Annotated in this window: 11 protein-coding genes and 1 tRNA gene; 7 read left to right on the top strand and 5 right to left on the bottom strand. The window is 71.0% G+C overall.

The features are described from left to right. Nucleotides 1–95: 95 nt before the first annotated feature. Together ACIPXM_RS27035 and ACIPXM_RS27030 are read right to left on the bottom strand one after the other, a co-directional pair. Nucleotides 96–1,640 carry a DUF2252 domain-containing protein gene (locus ACIPXM_RS27035; RefSeq protein ID WP_401660289.1) on the bottom strand — a complete coding sequence of 515 codons (1,545 nt, stop codon included), beginning with the start codon at nucleotides 1,638–1,640 and terminating at the stop codon, nucleotides 96–98. A 145-nt stretch (nucleotides 1,641–1,785) separates the two neighbouring features. Next, complete coding sequence (locus tag ACIPXM_RS27030; RefSeq protein WP_401660286.1) at nucleotides 1,786–2,904, bottom strand: hypothetical protein; 1,119 nt, start codon at nucleotides 2,902–2,904, stop codon at nucleotides 1,786–1,788. 88 nt (nucleotides 2,905–2,992) lie between these two features. Here ACIPXM_RS27030 and ACIPXM_RS27025 point away from each other — a divergent pair, with 88 nt between their 5' ends. Then, nucleotides 2,993–3,457: a MarR family winged helix-turn-helix transcriptional regulator gene (locus ACIPXM_RS27025; protein ID WP_401660283.1), complete on the top strand. Its 465-nt coding sequence runs from the start codon at nucleotides 2,993–2,995 to the stop codon at nucleotides 3,455–3,457. Between the two features lie 74 nt (nucleotides 3,458–3,531). Here ACIPXM_RS27025 and ACIPXM_RS27020 read toward each other — a convergent pair whose 3' ends face one another. The 3 genes from ACIPXM_RS27020 to ACIPXM_RS27010 form a co-directional block, all read right to left on the bottom strand. Next, nucleotides 3,532–4,176 carry a response regulator gene (locus ACIPXM_RS27020; RefSeq protein WP_401660407.1) on the bottom strand — a complete coding sequence of 215 codons (645 nt, stop codon included), beginning with the start codon at nucleotides 4,174–4,176 and terminating at the stop codon, nucleotides 3,532–3,534. Nucleotides 4,177–4,285: 109 nt separating this feature from the next. After that, nucleotides 4,286–6,055 carry a sensor histidine kinase gene (locus ACIPXM_RS27015; RefSeq protein WP_401660405.1) on the bottom strand — a complete coding sequence of 590 codons (1,770 nt, stop codon included), beginning with the start codon at nucleotides 6,053–6,055 and terminating at the stop codon, nucleotides 4,286–4,288. A 427-nt stretch (nucleotides 6,056–6,482) separates the two neighbouring features. Next, nucleotides 6,483–6,566, bottom strand: a tRNA-Leu gene (locus ACIPXM_RS27010). Between the two features lie 677 nt (nucleotides 6,567–7,243). On the opposite strand from ACIPXM_RS27010, the gene ACIPXM_RS27005 reads away from it, so the two are divergent. The 6 genes from ACIPXM_RS27005 to pknB all read left to right on the top strand — a co-directional run bounded on the left by ACIPXM_RS27005 (nucleotide 7,244) and on the right by pknB (nucleotide 15,387). Next, complete coding sequence (locus ACIPXM_RS27005) at nucleotides 7,244–8,149, top strand: FhaA domain-containing protein (RefSeq protein ID WP_401660280.1); 906 nt, start codon at nucleotides 7,244–7,246, stop codon at nucleotides 8,147–8,149. 10 nt (nucleotides 8,150–8,159) lie between these two features. Continuing rightward, nucleotides 8,160–8,684: an FHA domain-containing protein gene (locus ACIPXM_RS27000; RefSeq protein ID WP_401660277.1), complete on the top strand. Its 525-nt coding sequence runs from the start codon at nucleotides 8,160–8,162 to the stop codon at nucleotides 8,682–8,684. 113 nt (nucleotides 8,685–8,797) lie between these two features. Continuing rightward, nucleotides 8,798–10,282, top strand: coding sequence for a Stp1/IreP family PP2C-type Ser/Thr phosphatase (locus ACIPXM_RS26995; RefSeq protein WP_401660274.1), 1,485 nt, complete (start codon nucleotides 8,798–8,800; stop codon nucleotides 10,280–10,282). Between the two features lie 28 nt (nucleotides 10,283–10,310). Further along, nucleotides 10,311–11,741 (top strand): FtsW/RodA/SpoVE family cell cycle protein, encoded by a 1,431-nt coding sequence (locus ACIPXM_RS26990; protein WP_401660271.1) that lies wholly within the window; start codon nucleotides 10,311–10,313, stop codon nucleotides 11,739–11,741. Next, nucleotides 11,738–13,207 (top strand): peptidoglycan D,D-transpeptidase FtsI family protein, encoded by a 1,470-nt coding sequence (locus tag ACIPXM_RS26985; RefSeq protein ID WP_401660269.1) that lies wholly within the window; start codon nucleotides 11,738–11,740, stop codon nucleotides 13,205–13,207. Before ACIPXM_RS26990 ends, ACIPXM_RS26985 begins: the two co-directional genes overlap by 4 nt. Before the next feature lie 191 nt (nucleotides 13,208–13,398). Then, entirely contained in the window at nucleotides 13,399–15,387 is a 1,989-nt protein-coding gene (gene pknB, locus ACIPXM_RS26980; RefSeq protein ID WP_401660266.1) for a Stk1 family PASTA domain-containing Ser/Thr kinase, read from the top strand. Nucleotides 15,388–15,429 lie beyond the last annotated feature (42 nt).

The following is a 15,429-nucleotide window of genomic DNA, read 5'->3' as shown; positions in this document are numbered from 1 at the left end:
TCATGGCCGGTCCGGACCGGCCCTCGGGCGTGGTGCCCCGAGGACCTGGCCCGGTGGCCCGTCCGCCGCCCGGGCGGCCGGTCGGCCGCCCCGCGTCAGACTCCGGTCTCGGCCGCTATCCGGCCGCCGCGGATGGCCGTGAGCAGGTCGGCGTGGTCCGCGGTCGTGCGGTCGGCGTAGGTCACGGCGAAGGACGCCATGGCCTCGTCGAGTTCTTCGTTCTTGCCGCAGTAGCCGGCGATCAGGCGCGGGTCCGCGCTGTGGGCGTGGGCGCGGGCCAGCAGGGCGCCGGTCATGCGGCCGTAGTCGTCGAACTGGTCGGCGGTGAGCGCGGCCGGGTCGACGCTGCCCTTGCGGTTGCGGAACTGGCGCACCTGGAAGGGGCGCCCGTCGACGGTGGTCCAGCCGAGCAGGATGTCGCTGACGACTTGCATCCGCTTCTGTCCGAGGACCACGCGGCGTCCTTCGTGTCCGGTGTCGGGCACGGTGATGCCGACGCCGGGCAGGTAGGGCAGCAGGGCCGAGGGGCGGGCCTCCTTGACCTGGAGGACCAGGGGCTCGCCCCGGTGGTCGAGCAGCAGCACCACATAGGAGCGGGTGCCGACGCTGCCGGTGCCGACGACGCGGAAGGCCACGTCGTGCACGGCGTAGCGGGCGAGCAGCGGCAGCCGGTCCTCGGAGACGGTGGCCAGGTAGGGGCCGAGGGCGGCGGTGACGGCGGCGGCCTCGGTGTCTCCGACGCGGCGCAGCACGGGTGGGGCGTCGACGAAGCGTCGGCCGCCGCCTTCCGTTTCGGGCACGCTCTCGGTGGAGCGGGCGGCGAAGCGGGCGCTGGTGTTGTTGCGGGCCTTGGCGGAGACGCGTTCGAGGGTGCCTATGAGGTCGCGGGCGTCGGTGTGGGAGACGAGTTCCTCGTCGGCTATGGCGTTCCAGGCGTCGAGGGCGGGGAGCCGGGCGAGGAGGCGCATGGTGCGCCGGTAGGCGCCGACGGTGTCGAAGGCGGCGGCTCGGCAGGTGTCCTCGTCGGCTCCGGCTTCTCGTCCGGCGAGGACGAGGGAGGTGGCGAGGCGTTTGAGGTCCCATTCCCAGGGGCCGACGACGGTTTCGTCGAAGTCGTTGAGGTCGATGACGAGGCGGCCTCTGGCGTCGCCGTACAGGCCGAAGTTGGCGGCGTGGGCGTCGCCGCAGATCTGGGCGGCGATGCCGGTGACGGGGGAGCCCGCGAGGTCGTGGGCCATGAGTCCGGCGGCGCCGCGCAGGAAGGTGAAGGGGCTCGCCGCCATCCGGCCGACCCGGATCGGGGTCAGTTCGGGGACGCGTCCCCGGTTGGACTCCTCGACCGCGCGGACGGCGTCGGGCCGGTCCGGTGCTGGGGTGAGGGTGGCGTGCGCGGTGCGGGGGAGGTGGTCGCGGAGGTCGCGGCCGCGCTGTTTGGCGGCGGTGGGGGTGCCGTGGGCGGAGCGGCGGGCGAAGCCGGGGACGTGGGGCAGGCGGGGCGGTCCGGGGACGGCCGTGGGGACGGTCGCATCGGCACCGTCGACGACGGTGTCGATGACGGTGTCGGTCCGGTGGTGTGTGGCCGGGCCGGTGTCGGTCCGCTGGTCCGGTACGTCCGGTGTCGCTGTCCTGGTCTCGTCCATCGGACGCCCCCCGCTGTTCGTTCCGCTGGTTCCTCGCCAACATCAACTCTGTCGACTGGGACGACGGTACCGCCGCGTGCCCCACGCCGTCCTCCCCTGTGGACAACGCCCTGTGGATAACTCGGTACCGGCAGGAAACAGCAGGTCAGACGCCGACGGCTTCCTCCATTTCCTCCTCTGTTTCCTGCTTCGATTCCTGCTTCGATTCCTGCTCCGATTCCCGCTTCGGTTCCTGCTCCGTCGGCCGGGCCGGGGCGGCCTGGTGGAGGCGGCGGGCCTCGGTGCGGCCGGCGGCGAGGGTGAGGGCGAGGCCGGCGAGCAGCCAGAGAGTGAGGACGAGGAGGTTCCGGCCGAGGTCGTGGCCGTCGAGGTAGACGTGGCCGCGGACGCCTTCGACGAATCCGGCGCCGTTCCAGAAGCTGTGCAGGGCACCGAAGAAGCCGGGCTGGAGTTCGGGCCGGTAGATGCCGCCGGAGCTGGTGAAGTTCAGCATCACGAACAGCACCATGACGCCGAGGGTGGTCCAGCGCTTGAGGTACGTGTGGAGGCCGACGCCGATCAGCAGGATGCCCGCGCTGTAGAGCCAGGACAGGGCCCAGAGGCCGCCGAGGCCGTGGTCGACGAGGTGGAAGAGGGGTCCGGCGAAGGCGGCGCCGACGAGGCTGACGACGAGGGACATGCCCGCGGCGAGCAGGGCGCGGATCCGCATCGGGAGGACGGCTCCGGCGCCGCCGATGACGGCGACGGAGGCGTAGGAGCCGATGCTGAGGGCGACGAGCAGGAAGAAGACGCCCTGTCCGGTGGGGTCGCCGGCGGCGAGCGGGGCGACGTCGGTGACCTTGAGGGGTTGGCCGTGGGTGGCGGCGGCCTGGGTGAAGACCTTCTCGACGGCCATGGCGCTGGTGTCGGAGGTGGCGGAGGCGACGAGGAGTTCGGGGGTGTGGCCGGGGCCGCCGGGGAGGTAGGCGCCGAAACTGGACCGGTCGCGCAGGGCGGCGGTGGCGGTGTCGCGGTCGGGGACGGTGTGGACGGCGAGTGCTCCGGCGCCCTTGTCCTGGAGGGTCTGGGCGAGGACCTGGGCCTGGGGGCCCGAGCCGACGATGTCGACGCGCAGGTCGTGGGGTTCGGGGGCGTGGAAGGCGCCGAGGTAGGCGAGGCCCATTCCGACGCACATCAGCAGGGGGGTGAGGAGGTGGCCGAGGACGTGGCGCAGCGCTCCCTGGGTGGTGTGTCCTGCGGTCACCGCGAACCTCCACACTTTCATGGTTGGCTTTTACAACTACCTAACCGTTGTACTATACAACTGGAAAGAGGGTCCAATCCGAGGGGCCCACGACAGCAGGGGACGCACCATGGACGACGGCGCGCGGGAGACGTCCCTCGACACCATCCAGCGGGAGCTGACGGCATTCGCCCGTCGGGCGCGGGCGGCGGCGGCGCGGCTCCATCCGGAGCTGCCGCTGGTCTCGTACACGCTCCTCGCGCACATCGACGACCAGCACGGCTGCCGGGCGACCGACCTCGCGGCGCACTATCTGCTGGACAAGTCGACGGTCAGCCGTCAGGTCGCGGCCCTGGAGAAGATGGGCCTGATCGAGCGGCGGCCCGACCCGGACGACCACCGGGTGCAGGTGCTGCACCCCTCAGAGGCCGGGACCCGGCTGCTCTCCTCGACGCAGGCGAGCAGGCTCGCCGCGTACGAGGAGCGGCTCAAGGACTGGTCCGCCGAGGACCTGTCGGCCTTCGCGGGTTATTTGCTGCGCTACAACGCGGCGGGCGACGCCGGACTGCCCGGCACCGGGCTCTCCGACGCCTGAATCCCGGACGCCTCACTCCCGGACGACACCCGGAGCTGCCGGTCCCGGCCCGGCGCCCCCGGGCCGGGGCGCCGCTACAGGCCCGCGTCGCGGGCGAGCAGGGCCGCCTGGACCCGGTTCTCGCAGCCCAGTTTGGCCAGGATCCGGCTCACATAGGTCTTCACCGTGGCCTCGCTCATATGGAGCCGCCGCCCGGCGTCGGCGTTGGACAGGCCCTCGCCGAGCAGCGCGAGCACCTCGCGCTCCCGCTGGCTCAGCGCGGTCAGCCGGGACCGCGCCTCCTCCGCCCGGGCCGCCTCGCGGCCCGAGGCGAGACGCTCGACGACATGCCGGGTGGCCGCGGGCGACAGATAGGCGTCACCCGCCGCGGCGGCCCGCACCGCGCGGATCAGCTCGGCCGGGGCGGTGTCCTTCAGCAGGAAACCCGCGCCGCCGTGCTCCAGGGCCCGCAGCACGTTCTCCCGCTCGCCGAACGTCGTCAGGACGATCACCCGGGTCGACGGCACCGCACGGCGCAGCTCCGGCAGCGCCGACAGCCCGTCGAGCACCGGCATCTGGATGTCGAGGAGCACGACGTCCGCCGCGTGCGCCCGGGCCAGGTCGACGGCCTCGCGGCCGTTCGTCGCCTCGGCGACGACCTCGATCTCCGCGTCCGAGGTGAGGATCATTCTGATCCCCGCCCTGATCAGCGGTTCGTCGTCGGCGATGACGACCCTGATCCGCCGCCCCGCCCCCGCCGCGGCACCGGCCCCAGCGGCCGCTCCTGCCGTCCCTGCCCCACCCACAGCCAACCGCCACTTCCCCAACGGACACCGCGCACCCCGGCCGCTAGCGCACGACCTCGTACGACTTCTTCTCGATCAGCTTGCCGTCCTTGAAGCAGAACCGGTACACCGGCTCCTTGTCGATGTCCTCGCTGACCTCCGAGCTCATCAGGACCAGACAGCTCGAACCCGCGGGCTCCTTGGGGCCCTTGCCGTGCAGACCGGTGGTGGCGATGGTGTCACCCGAAGGAAGACGGTCGCGCACCTCCTTCTCACTGTCGCCGACCTTCACCCCGTCGTACTGCGACGGATTGATCATCCCGTCGGACACCGAGCCCATCAGGAACCAGACCCCGAAGCCCCCCGCGACGACCAGCAGCACCAGGGCGGCGACCGCGATCCCGCAGCCGATCGCTATCCCGCCACCCGTGCTGCCGCCCCTGCCCGCCTTCATCGCCATCGCCAGCTCCCGTTCGGCCACCGTCCAGCCGGCCGGTCCGGCTGCGACCTGACCACGGTGGCGGCGGAAGGGGTTCTTCGACTGCTGCCGGAAGTCGTCGGGCACATCGACGAAAGGTGCGGCGTACGGGTTGGCCTGCGCGCCGGGCACCGGACCAGGGTGGGGGGCGGTGCCCGGGGCGGGGTGGGCCGCGCTGTGCGGATCGGCGAAGGGATCCGCGTACGGGTCCACGTACGGGACCGCCTCCACCGCCCCGTACGGCAGCACCCCGGCGACCCGGAAGCCGCCGCCGTCCGCCGGTCCGGCGTGGACGATGCCGCCGACCAGGCGGGCCCGCTCGTGCAGCCCGGTCAGCCCCTGGCCGCCGCTGACGACGCCCGAAGGGACCTTCACCGCCTCCTCGTTGACGACCTCGACGACGAACGCGTCCGGCTCGTAACGCACTTCGACGTTGATGGTGGCACCCGGCGCGTGCTTGTAGGCGTTGGTCAGGCCCTCCTGCACGATCCGGTACGCGGCATGGTCGACGGCCGGCGCCAGTGCCCGCGTCTCCCCGCGCCGGCTCAGCCCGATCGCCGTCCCGGCGGCCCGCGCCGCGGCGACGAGGCCCTCGATGCCGGCGGTCCCCCGCGCCGCCCGCCCCGTCTCGTCGCCCGGCGGCGCGACCGCACCGCCGGGACCGGTGCCCGGGCCGCCGTCCGGGGCCTCCACGCCGTCCCGCAGGATGCCCACGACCTCCCGCAGCTCGCGCATGGCGTCCATGGAGGCCCCGCGCAGCACGGCCACGACCTCCCGCTGCCGCTCCGTCAGGTTCGGATCGACCTCCAGCGCCCCGGTGTGCACCGAGATCAGCGCCAGCTGATGGCCCAGGCTGTCGTGCATGTCCTGGGCGATCCGCTGCCGCTCCCGCATCCTGGCCTGCCCCACGAGCATCGCCCGCTCCCGCAGCAGCTGCACATTGCGCTCCTGCAGGGCGTGCAGGAGGGTGCGGCGCTGGGTCCAGTAACGGTGCGCGAGGCCGGGCGCGAGCGTCGTCCCCAGGAAGTACAGCGTCGATATGAAGGCGAGGGTCAGCGCCCGGTGCTGGTCCCAGGTCCCGATCAGCGTGCCCGCGATGTACAGCACGTACGACGCGGTGAACGCGGTCAGCGCCCGGCCGACGCCCGAGATGTACCGCCCGGCGGACCAGCCGAGCAGGATCAGCAGCGGGCCGATGCCGGACAGGAACGGGGCGAGCGCCGCGGTGGTGACCAGCACCGTCGCGGGCAGGGCGCGCCGCAGCAGGCTGAGCACGGCCGACACGGCGGCCACCCCGGCGAGTTGCCAGCCGCGCCCGCCCAGCACGTCCTCGGACCCGGCGGCGAGCATCGCCATCAGCGCGGCGAGCACCACCTCGCCCGCCGTCCGCCGCGGCGACCACAGCCCCGGCTCGGCGAACCGGCGCCACCCGGCGCCCGGCCAGGCCGCCGCGGTGCGCACGGCGGACCGGACAGCCGTCCGCACGGCCGGGCCCGCCCCCGCCGTCCGGGCGGTCCCGACGGTTCCGGTCGTCTCGGCGGTCCCGGGGGCCCGGGTCTTCGAAGGAGCTTCCACGCTCGCACGATAGGTGCCCAGGCCCTCCGCCCGCCGTCCTCTTTCGTCGCGCCCCCGACCGACGAACGTCGCACGCGTCGGCGGACGAAGAATCCGACGTGGGCTACCTCACACGCCCCATCAACCGCATCAACACACATCAGGAGACAAAAACAAGACGGTCGGCATCGTGATCACGATGCCGACCGTCTCTCGGTTTCCCGAGCTGTGCGCGAGGGGGGAGTTGAACCCCCACGCCCTTTCGGGCACTGGAACCTGAATCCAGCGCGTCTGCCTATTCCGCCACCCGCGCATTGGGTGGTCTCCCGGCTCCCTCACCTTTCGGTTTGTTTGCCCGGCGACATCTGAAGATTAGCACGTCGCAGGCCCCGGATTCACATCCGTTCTGCCGCCCCGGGGGAAGGAGGGGTGGCGGGGCGTCCGAAGGGACAGAAGGGAGGGGAGGGACGGAGCACGAAGCGGCGCTACGGCGCTACGGCGCTACGGGCGGGGAAGGAAGCGGAAGTGAAGCGTGGCGAATGACCGCACGGACGATGGCGAGGACCGCGACGACAGCTGCGACGACGGCGGCGACGACGGCAGTTCGGACGACAGCGAGGACGGGAGCGAGGACGGGAGCGAGGACGACAGCACGGACGGCAGCACGGCCGCCGGCCGGGGACGCCCGCGCGCCCGGCTCCGGCTCGTGGCCGCCGCCGGGCCGCCCCGCCACCGCCCCACCACCGCCCCGCCCGGGTCTCGCCGCGCGGTCCGCGGGCGGCCCGTGTCGGATAGGCCACTGCGGCTCCGCTCCCCGGTGCGGGACACTGTCCACAGGCCGCCTCTACGATCCCAGGGGGAAGGTCCGCGGAAGGGTCTGTGAGAGGTGACACTCGTCCACAGGGCAGAGAAGGGGAACCAGCCGATTTCCCGACGCGTGGATACGATCAGTAAGCAGTACGAGGGCGACAACGACGGAGGAGGTGCCCCATGGGAGTCATGAAGCGGTTCGAGCAGCGGCTCGAAGGTCTGGTCAACGGCACCTTCGCCAAGGTCTTCAAGTCCGAGGTCCAGCCCGTCGAGATCGCCGGCGCGCTCCAGCGCGAGTGCGACAACAACGCGACGATCTGGAACCGCGAGCGGACGGTCGTCCCCAACGACTTCATCGTGGAGCTCAGCGCGCCCGACTACGAGCGCCTCAGCCCCTACTCGGGCCAGCTCGGCGACGAGCTCGCGGGCCTGGTCCGGGACTACGCCAAGCAGCAGCGGTACACCTTCATGGGGCCGATCAAGGTCCACCTGGAGAAGGCCGAGGACCTCGACACCGGTCTGTACCGGGTGCGCAGCCGCACGCTCGCGTCGAGTACGTCACAGCCGCAGCCGCCCGCGGCCGGTCCCGGGGGCTACCCGCAGGGTGGTCCCGGCGGCCCCGCCGGCCAGAGCCAGGGCCAGGGTCAGCAGCAGGCCCGCGGCGGTGGCTACGGCTACCCGCCGGCCGGTGCTCCCCCGATGCCTCCGTCCCCGCCGCCGGGCGCCCCGCCCGCGCCGGGACACCGTCCCACCGCCGCCCCGGCCCGCCCCGGCGGCCCTTCGGCCACGGCCGGTCCGGGCGGCCAGCCGCGCCGTTGGATCGAGATCAACGGCACCCGGCACCAGATTTCCCGCCCCACCCTCGTTCTCGGCCGCTCCACCGACGCGGACGTGCGGATCGACGATCCCGGCGTCTCCCGCCGGCACTGCGAGATCCGAGTCGGAACGCCCTCGACGGTCGCGGATCTCGGGTCCACCAACGGCATCGTGGTGGACGGGCAGCACACCACCCGCGCTACGCTCCGCGACGGCTCGCGGATCGTCGTGGGCAGCACCACCATCGTTTACCGGCAAGCCGAAGGGTGAAGCGGGGGCAATGTCAGAGCTGACCCTGACGGTCATGCGGTTGGGTTTCCTGGCCGTTCTGTGGCTGTTCGTCATCGTGGCCGTCCAGGTCATCCGTAGTGACCTGTTCGGCACGCGGGTCACCCAGCGCGGTTCACGCCGCCAGGAGGCGCGTCCGCAGGCGAGCGGCGGGCGGCAGGCCGCCCCGCCGCAGCAGCGCGGCGGGCAGCAGCCCGCGCCCGCGGGCCGCCAGCGCCGCGGCGCCCCGACCAAGCTGGTCGTGTCCGAGGGCACCCTCACCGGCACGACGGTCGCCCTTCAGGGGCAGACCGTCACGCTGGGCCGGGCGCACGACTCGACGATCGTCCTGGACGACGACTACGCGTCCAGCCGCCACGCCCGGATCTATCCGGACCGCGACGGCCAGTGGATCGTCGAGGACCTGGGCTCCACCAACGGCACCTATCTCGACCGGACGCGTCTCACCACCGCGACGCCGATCCCGCTGGGCGCGCCGATCCGCATCGGCAAGACCGTCATCGAGCTTCGGAAGTAGTGCTACACCATGAATGAGCGCGAGCGGAGCGAGCACGGGCTCCCGACCGGAGGGTGGGCAGTGTGGCTCGAGACCGACGGCACCCCGAGGCGGCGCCGACAGGGCAGGTGGGCATGAGTCTGTCGCTGCGGTTCGCCGCGGGCTCGCACAAGGGCATGATCCGCGAGGGCAACGAGGACTCCGGCTACGCCGGTCCGCGGCTGCTCGCGATCGCCGACGGCATGGGCGGTCAGGCCGCCGGTGAGGTCGCCTCGTCCGAGGTGATCTCGACGCTGGTCACCCTCGACGACGACGTGCCCAGTTCCGACATCCTCACCTCGCTGGGCACCGCGGTGCAGCGCGCCAACGACCAGCTCCGGCTGATGGTCGAGGAGGACCCGCAGCTGGAGGGCATGGGCACCACGCTCACCGCCCTGCTGTGGACGGGCCAGCGGCTCGGTCTCGTGCACGTCGGCGACTCCCGCGCGTACCTGCTGCGCGACGGGGTGCTGTCGCAGATCACCCAGGACCACACCTGGGTGCAGCGGCTCGTCGACGAGGGCCGGATCACCGAGGAGGAGGCGACCACCCATCCGCAGCGTTCGCTGCTGATGCGGGCGCTGGGCAGCGGCGACCACGTCGAGCCGGACCTGTCGATCCGCGAGGTGCGGGCCGGCGACCGGTATCTGGTGTGTTCCGACGGCCTGTCGGGCGTGGTGTCGCACCAGACCCTCGAGGAGACCCTGGCCAGCTACCAGGGCCCGCAGGAGACCGTGCAGGAGCTGATCCAGCTCGCGCTGCGCGGCGGCGGCCCCGACAACATCACGGTGATCATCGCGGACGTCCTGGACGTCGACGGCGGTGACACCCTCGCCGGTCATCTCAGCGACACCCCGGTCATCGTGGGCGCGGTCGCCGAGAACCAGGTGCAGCCGCACGACGGCGGTGCCATGCACACGCCCGCCGGCCGTGCCTCCGGTCTCGGCCGTCCGGCGCCCCACCAGCAGCAGCCGTCGGGCGGGTTCGGCCCGCCCGGCAGCGGCGACGGGCACGGTTACGGCGGGATGCCGCCGCACGGCTCGTTCGACGCGTACACGGACGACGACTTCGTGAAGCCGCGTTCCGGCCGCCGTTGGCTGAAGCGCTCGTTCTTCCTGGTCCTGGCGCTCGCCGTGGTCGGCGGCGGTCTGTACGGCGGCTACCGCTGGACGCAGACGCAGTACTACGTGGGCGCCAAGGACGAGCACGTGGCGCTGTACCGGGGCATCAGCCAGGACCTGGCCTGGGTGAAGCTGTCGGAGGTCGAGAAGGACCATCCCGAGATCGAACTCAAGTACCTGCCCGCGTACCAGCGCAAGCAGGTCGAGGACACGATCACGGGCGGCAGCCTCGCCAAGGCCCAGACGAAGCTCGACGAGCTCGCGTTGCAGGTGTCGGCGTGCAGGAAGACCGAGGAGCGGCAGAAGGCCGCCGCCGCGGCCGCCGACAAGGCGAGCACTCCGCCGCCCACCGAGGGCGCCGCGTCCCCGAAGCCCAAGCCCGGTACAGCCACGCCGTCGCCCGGACCCACGCTGTCCGCGGAGGAGCAGAAGCTGGCCTCGAACTGCGGCAAGCAGTAAGCAGACCCGTAGGGGGCCTTTCACCACCATGAGCGTTGTCACCAACACGACCACCATCGGCGCCATCGAGGCGCCGAGCCGCCGGAACACCGAGCTCGCGCTGCTCGCGTTCGCCGTGGCCATCCCGGTGTTCGCGTACCTCAACGTCGGTCTCGCGATCGACGGCAAGGTGCCGCCGGGCATGCTCGGGTACGGGGCGGGCCTGGCGCTGCTCGCGGGTGTGGCGCACCTCGTGGTGCGCAAGTGGGCGCCGTACTCGGATCCGCTGCTGCTGCCGCTCGCGACGTTGCTGAACGGTCTGGGCCTGGTGCTGATCTGGCGGCTCGACCAGTCGCCGCGGATCATCGCGCGCTACAAGACGTTCACCCCTGACGCGCCGAACCAGATGATGTACTCGGCGATCGGCATCGCCATGTTCGTCGGTGTGCTGCTGCTCCTGAAGGACCACCGGGTGCTGCAGCGCTACACGTACATCTCGATGGTGGCGGCGCTCGTGCTGCTGCTGCTGCCGCTGGTGCCGGGGCTCGGCGCGGACGTGTTCGGCGCCAAGATCTGGATCAACGTCGGTGGTTTCTCGATCCAGCCCGGTGAGTTCGCCAAGCTGGTCCTGGCGGTGTTCTTCTCCGGCTATCTGATGGTGAAGAGGGACGCGCTGGCGCTGGCCAGCCGCCGCTTCATGGGGCTCTACCTGCCGCGTGGCCGTGACCTCGGGCCGATCCTGACGATCTGGGCGATCAGCCTGCTGATCCTGGTCTTCGAGAACGACCTCGGAACCTCGCTGCTGTTCTTCGGCATGTTCGTGATCATGCTGTACGTGGCGACGGAGCGGACCAGCTGGGTCGTCATGGGTCTGCTGATGTCGACGGCCGGTGCGGTGGTGGTCGGTTCGACCGCGTCCCACGTGCAGTCGCGTGTGGCGGCCTGGCTCGACCCGTTCGAGTGCCTGAAGACGGCCCCCGAGGGCACGAACATGGCGATGGCCTGCGACCAGATGACGCAGGTGCTGATGTCGTTCGGCTCCGGCGGCATCCTCGGCACCGGCCTCGGGCAGGGCAACTCGGACCTGGTCGGCTTCGCCGCGAACTCCGACTTCATCTTCGCCACGGTCGGCGAGGAGCTGGGTCTCGCCGGTGTGATGGTCTTCCTGCTGATCTACGGCCTGATCATCGAGCGCGGTGTGCGCACCGCCCTCGCCGCCCGCGACCCGTTCGGCAAGCTGCTCGCGATGGGCCTGTCCGGCGCCTTCGCGCTCCAGGTGTTCGTCGTCGCCGGTGGCGTGATGGGGCTCATCCCGCTGACCGGTATGACGATGCCGTTCCTCGCGTACGGTGGCTCGTCCGTGATCGCCAACTGGGCGCTGATCGGTGTGCTGATCCGGATCAGTGACACCGCGCGCCGCCCCGCGCCGTCCCCCGCCCCGAACCCCGATGCCGAGATGACGCAGGTGGTCCGTCCGTGAACAAGCCACTGCGCCGCGTCGCGATCTTCTGCGGCCTGCTGATCTTCGCCCTGCTCGTACGGGACAACTGGCTCCAGTACGTGCGTGCCGACGAGCTGAACGCGCACCCGAAGAACAAGCGGGTGACGATCGAGCGGTACTCCAACGAGCGCGGCAACATCATCGTCAGCGGCGGCAAGGAGATCACCGGCTCCGTCGACTCGGGCGACACGTTCTACAAGTACAAGCGGACCTATGTGGACGGCCCCATGTGGGCGCCGGTCACCGGGTACGCGTCGCAGGCGTTCGATGCCAGCCAGATCGAGAAGATCGAGGACGGCATCCTCACCGGCAACGACGACCGGCTGTTCTTCGACCGCACGATGTCGATGTTCACGGGCGACAAGAAGAAGGGTGGCGACGTCGTCACCACCCTGAACGAGGCCGCGCAGAAGGCCGCCTTCAAGGGGCTCGGTTCGAAGACGGGCGCGGTCGTCGCGATCGAGCCGTCGACGGGCAAGATCCTGGCGCTGGCGTCGACGCCGTCGTACGACCCGGCGTCCTTCGCGGGCTACCACAACGCCGACGCCAAGGCGTGGCAGGCGCTGGAGAAGGACAAGGAGAAGCCGAAGCTGAACCGCGCGCTGCGCGAGATCTACCCGCCGGGTTCGGTGTTCAAGGTGGTCACGGCCGCGGCGGCGCTGGAGAACGGCAAGGTCACCGACATCAACGCGGCGACCGACACCCCGGACGGGTGGAAGATTCCGCTCTCCACCAAGGAGATGGTCAACCACGCGACCGGCTGCGCCAACGCGAGCCTGAACCGCGCGCTTGAGATCTCCTGCAACTCGGTCTTCGCGAAGCTCGGTGACGACGTCGGCCGCGACAAGATGGTCGAGATGGCCGAGAAGTTCGGTTTCAACGCCGAGCAGTTCACCCCGGTGCGTGCCGTCGCCTCCGTCTACGACAAGAAGGCCGACCGCGGTGGCAACGCGCTGTCGTCGATCGGCCAGTTCAACACGGCGACGACTCCGCTGCAGATGGCGATGGTGACGGCGGCGATCGCCAATGACGGCAAGCTGATGAAGCCGTACATGGTGGACGAGCTGCGGGCGCCGAACCTCGACATCATCAAGAAGACGGAGCCCGAGGAGCTGAGCCGCCCGGTCTCGCAGGCGACCGCGCAGCAGCTCCAGAAGATGATGGAGAACGTCGTCCAGAACGGCACCGGCGGCAACGCCGACCTGAAGATGGACGGGGTGCGGGTCGGCGGCAAGACGGGTACGGCGCAGCACGGCGAGAAGAACGCGAAGCGCCCGTACGCCTGGTTCATCTCGTACGCGAAGAGCGCGGAGGGTTCGCCGGTCGCGGTCGCCGTGATCGTCGAGGACTCGGCGGGCACCGACCGTGAGGACATCACCGGTGGCGGTCTCGCGGCGCCGATCGCGAAGGCCGTGATGAAGGCGGTCGTGAAGGGCAAGAGCTGATCCTCCGGCCGGGGGACCGCGGTCGGCCGCGGCCGACCGCGACCCCCGTCCCGGCCGCATACCGGTCGGGTATCAGGTGGCGGTCGGCGGACGATCCGCCTCCTCGCGGCCGGTAGCGTATGCGCGAACAGCACACACCGCCGGACCACACACGGGTGCGGTCGGGACAGACGGAGAGGGCTGGAGAAGCTATGGAAGAGCCGCGTCGCCTCGGCGGCCGGTACGAGCTGGGCTCGGTGCTCGGCCGTGGTGGCATGGCCGAGGTGTACCTCGCGCATGACACCCGGCTCGGCCGCACCGTCGCCGTGAAGACGCTGCGGGCGGATCTCGCCCGTGACCCGTCCTTCCAGGCCCGGTTCCGCCGTGAGGCCCAGTCGGCCGCTTCGCTGAACCATCCGGCGATCGTCGCGGTCTACGACACCGGCGAGGACTACGTCGACGGGGTCTCCATCCCGTACATCGTGATGGAGTACGTCGACGGTTCGACCCTGCGTGAGCTGCTGCACTCCGGGCGCAAGCTGCTGCCCGAGCGCACGCTGGAGATGACCGTCGGGATCCTGCAGGCGCTGGAGTACTCGCACCGCGCCGGGATCGTGCACCGTGACATCAAGCCCGCGAACGTGATGCTGACCCGCACCGGTCAGGTCAAGGTCATGGACTTCGGCATCGCGCGCGCCATGGGCGACGCGGGCATGACCATGACGCAGACCTCGGCGGTCATCGGCACCGCGCAGTACCTCTCCCCGGAGCAGGCGAAGGGCGAGCAGGTCGACGCCCGCTCCGACCTGTACTCCACCGGCTGTCTGCTCTACGAGCTGCTGACCGTGCGGCCGCCGTTCATCGGTGACTCGCCGGTGGCCGTCGCGTACCAGCATGTGCGCGAGGAGCCGCAGCCGCCGAGCGTGTACGACCCCGAGATCACCCCCGAGATGGACGCGATCGTCCTCAAGGCGCTGGTCAAGGACCCCGACTACCGCTACCAGTCCGCCGACGAGATGCGCGCGGACATCGAGGCGTGCCTGGACGGGCAGCCGGTGGCGGCGACCGCCGCGATGGGCGCGGTCGGCTACGGCGGCGGTTACGGCGGCTATCCGCCGGACGACCAGCCGACGACGGCGCTGCGGCAGGCCGAGCACCCGGCGGGCCAGACCACGATGCTGCCGCCGGTGAACCCGGACGACGGCGGGTACGGCGGGTACGACGACCGTCCGGGCCGCCGTCGGCAGAAGAAGTCGAACACGTCGACGATCCTGCTGGTGCTGGCCGGTGTGCTGGTGCTGGTCGGCGCGATCCTGATCGGTACGTCGCTGCTCGACGGCAAGGACGAGACGCCGCAGGTGCCGGTGCCGTCGTTCGTCGGCAAGTCGCTGAAGGACGCGGAGGGCCTGGCGGCGAACGCTCAGGTCAAGGTGCAGCAGTCGGGCACCGAGCGCTGTGAGCAGCCGAAGGGCATGATCTGCAGCCAGACGCCCGAGGCGGCGCCGACCGCGAAGATGAACTCCGGTGACACGGTCTCCGTGGTGGTGTCCGAGGGCGCCCCGCAGGTCGAGGTGCCGGATGTCGTCGAGCAGTCGCAGGACCGCGCCGAGGAGACCCTGAAGGGCAAGGGCTTCAAGGTCGTCGTCGAGCAGGAGGAGTCCGACGAGGACCCCGGCAAGGTGCTGAAGCAGAGCCCTGAGGGCAGCACCAAGGCCGAGAAGAACTCGACGGTCACCATCACGGTGTCGAAGCAGGCACAGAAGACGGTGCCGCCGGTCGTCGGCAACCAGCTGTCGTCGGCGGAGCAGCAGCTCAAGCAGCTCGGCTTCTCCGTGGTCACCGAGTATGTGGACTCCGACCAGCCCAAGGACCAGGTCATCGGGCAGAGCCCGGACGGCAACCAGAAGGCGCCGGCGGGTTCGGAGGTGAAGCTGCGGGTCTCGAAGGGGCCTCAGCAGCAGCAGGTCCAGATCCCGACCGACATCCAGGGCAAGAAGTTCAACGAGGTCAAGGCGCAGCTGGAGGCGCTCGGTCTGAACGTGTCGCAGCAGGGCTCCGACAAGGGGAACGCGACGGTCATGGGCTCCAACCCGCCGGCCGGTTCGATGGTGAACGCCGGTGACACGGTCACCGTGTTCACGGTCGGCGGCAACGACGACGGCAACAACGGTGGCGACGGAGGCGGCGGGTTCTTCGGCTGACCCCCCCCCGGCCCTACGACTGGCCTACGACTGGCCTACGAC

This window comes from Streptomyces sp. NPDC090025 (assembly GCF_044748125.1).
Lineage (GTDB): Bacteria > Actinomycetota > Actinomycetes > Streptomycetales > Streptomycetaceae > Streptomyces.
The sequence above is the reverse complement of the archived record's forward strand: the minus strand, read 5'-3'. Positions and strand labels throughout refer to the sequence as shown.